We start from the raw sequence: 3,283 nt of genomic DNA, 5'->3' as shown, positions 1-3,283 counted from the left end.
TTTAATTCTTTAGCAGTTGCATGGAATCCCCATCCACGCTCAAATAGACAGTAAACTTTTTCTTTAATTTCTTTAGAATACTTTGCCATAAAAAAACTGCACCTCCAAAAATTGTGTCCAATTTTTGGGGTGCAGTTCACGGGTATAGGAGGTTTTATTTTTCAAATATTATATTTCAGTAAGATTTATAAAAGCTAATTAAAGATCGCCCAAGTAGCGTTTGGCTTCGCAATAGTTAACCATGCCTTCTACCACCTTTTTAGCAGCGCGCATAGCGAGTACTACGGTCGCAGGTTTATGCACTACGTCACCGCCCGCAAAAACGCCCTTGCGGCTGGTCATACCATAAGGCATTTCACGAGTGACAACATAACCGTCTTTATTAACTTCGATGCCGTTACCCGGACCCACTAAGCGAGCATTCGGTTTGTGACCGATGGCGATGATAATCTTATCCGCCGGAATCACTTCATAGTGACCGGTTGGCTGAATGGAACCATCTTCTTGCGGTTCCTGAATTTCACAGCGCAAACCTTCAACTACAACATCCCCTTCTACGCTAGCCGGTGATGCATAGAATTTAAAGCGAACATTTTCTTCTTTTGCTTCTTCGTATTCGGATGGGTTAGCACTCATATTTTCTTCGCCGCGACGGTATGCTACCGTAACGGATTCAGCACCTAAGCGCACGCAAGTACGAGCCGCATCCATCGCCACATTACCGGCACCGATTACAACGACACGGTCACCTTTTTGAACCGGAATGGCGTCATCGCCGACACGACCGTTTTCGTGTAATTGAACGGCGGTTAATAAGGCCATTGCTTGTAAAACGCCCGGTTTTTCATCACCGCGCATAGGAAGTTCCATTGGCACATGCGTACCAGTAGCGATGAAAATAGCGTCATACCCTTCTTCAAATAAAGAGTCGATAGTTTTATTCGGTCCGATAATCGTATTACATTCAAATTTTACGCCCAAAGCTTTAAGACGATTAATTTCACGATGTACCACTTCTTTACTCAAGCGGAACGCCGGAATACCGTACAATAAAATACCGCCCGGTTCGTCCTGTTTTTCAAAAATCGTTACTTCATAGCCAAGCTTTGCCATATCACTGGCAACGGTAAGACCAGCCGGGCCGGACCCGATAATCCCGATTTTTCCCTGATCCTTGATGATTGGTTTCATACGACGTAAGCCGTGCAAACTTTCAAAATCCGCCGCAAAACGTTCCAATTTACCGATGTTGATTGGTTTATTGGCACGATTCAAAATACAATGACCTTCGCACTGTTTTTCACGAGGGCAAACACGACCGCAAACGGCCGGCAAATTGCTGCGTTCACCGATAATATCATTAGCTTCCCCAAAGTTACCGCGCGCAATAGCCTGAATGAAACGAGGAATCTCATTTTCAATCGGACAACCCGTACGGCACAAAGGCTTCGCGCAATTTAAGCATCGCTTAGCCTCAGCAAGTGCTTCCTCTAATGTATAATCTGCATCATCCAAATACGCATGACGACGAGCCTTCGCCGCTGCCTCATTGGCCTTTGCATTTGCTGCTTGTTGATTAGTAGCTTCATTTGGTCCAACCATGGATTTCCCTCCTCTAATTCTCACTTATCAATGCCTTCATTGATGAGTCGTTCTATACTATTCCTTTTCCCTATATCTTTTAAAAAACTAATTCTACTATACCATAACGCCTGTAGGTAGTAAATAGTCGACCAAATAAGACATAATTAGCCGATTACTGAATTTACAAATATTGTCTGTATGTGGCAATAATAAAAGAAGCCACCATTTGAGAATGACTCAGATGGTGGCTTACAAACCTAATCATGAACTTTTTTAAAATCCAATTACTGGATAAGACCGTAGAACATAGCGGCTACAGTGATGATACCGATTACGATAACAAAGTAGTTCGTTACGCTGCGGTATTTTTGCATTTTTGGCACTTTGAAAATAGCAACCATAGGCATTAACAAGAGAATGAACGCGATAGCCGGACCGCTCAATGTTTCGATAATACCTAAAATACTTGGGTTGATGTAGGCAATCAAGCAGCAAGTAATGAGCATGAATGCCAAGATAATGCGGTCAACCGTTTTAGCATTTAACTCTTTTTTGTTAACATGACCCAAATCAATAACGATATCGCGTAAACCTTCATAAGCACCTACATAGTGACCCAAGAAAGATTTAGTAATCGCAACGAAGGCGATGATTGGAGCCAACCAAGCAATGAATGGTGTGTTAAAATGGTTAGCTAAGTAGGATAAAATGGAGATATTCTGATCTTTAGCAGCTTGTAAATCAGCAGGCGATAAAGCGAATACGCAGCTGTAAACGAAGAACATTACTACGCCGAACATTAAGAGAACTGCATATTTTTGAATATCATGACATTTTTTATCTACATGTTCATCACCATATTCCTGGCGTTCTTTCATAACAAACGCGGAAATAATTGGGAAATGGTTGAACGAGAATACGAGAACCGGGAAGGTCATCCACAAAGTCATGAGCATAGCACTGCTGCTACCGCCTTCAGGCTGGTAGGTTAAAATAGCGGTGTTCCATTCAGGGATGAGGTATAAGCCGATAACTAACAAAGTAGCGATGAACGGATATACCAAGTAACTCATGATACGAACGATAATATCCTGACCCATGCGAACGAAGGCCAATAAACCAACGATAACAGCCACGGTAATTAACGCACGATCAACGCCGGCAATACCGAGCTGATTCTGTAATAAACTATCAGTCGTGTTGGTAATCGCTACGGAATATAATAACAAGATAGTATAAATACCAACAAAATAAACTACGTTGAATACGCGAGCTGCTGTAGGGCCCCAGAATTCTTCAACCGCACCGATAATACCCTTATCCGGTGAGGAAGCAGACATAACGAAACGAGCTAATGCACGGTGAGCCAAGAATGTTACCGGGAATGCAAACAAGGTAATCATCAATAATGGCCAAATACCGCCGATACCTGCATTAATTGGCAAGAATAATACGCCGGCGCCAATTGCCGTACCGAATAAACCAAGCATCCAAGTTGTGTCTTCTTTATTCCATTTGGAGGCATCTAACGTTTTAGTAATACTTTCGCGAATTGTTGTTTGTTCGCCATATACCGGTAATTCCTCCTGAACCGGTATGTCCTTATGGACTACTGTTCTTTCATCTAACATACCTTTACTCCTTAATAGTGAACCTGTAAAACCTAAAAACAACACTTTTCGTCCTTTTCTAAAACCTG

General features: G+C 42.3%; 2 protein-coding genes. Both read right to left on the bottom strand.

Annotated elements, in window-relative coordinates; translation table 11 throughout:
* Window positions 1–198 precede the first annotated feature (198 nt).
* Entirely contained in the window at window positions 199–1,602 is a 1,404-nt protein-coding gene (locus E7204_RS00305) for an NAD(P)-dependent oxidoreductase (RefSeq protein ID WP_295180478.1), read from the bottom strand.
* A gap of 266 nt (window positions 1,603–1,868) precedes the next feature.
* Window positions 1,869–3,215, bottom strand: a complete 1,347-nt coding sequence (locus E7204_RS00300; protein ID WP_295180476.1) for a septum formation initiator — start codon at window positions 3,213–3,215, stop codon at window positions 1,869–1,871.
* Window positions 3,216–3,283 lie beyond the last annotated feature (68 nt).

The organism is Veillonella sp., assembly GCF_015058545.1.
Taxonomy (GTDB): Bacteria; Bacillota; Negativicutes; order Veillonellales; family Veillonellaceae; genus Veillonella_A.
Note: the sequence above shows the minus strand (reverse complement) of the source record. Positions and strands in the feature narration are given on the sequence as shown.

Excerpts from the sequence above, each read along its gene's own strand:
- E7204_RS00305 (WP_295180478.1), bottom strand. The coding sequence starts at position 1,602 with ATGGTTGGACCAAATGAAGCTACTAATCAACAAGCAGCAAATGCAAAG.
- E7204_RS00300 (WP_295180476.1), bottom strand. The coding sequence starts at position 3,215 with ATGTTAGATGAAAGAACAGTAGTCCATAAGGACATACCGGTTCAGGAG.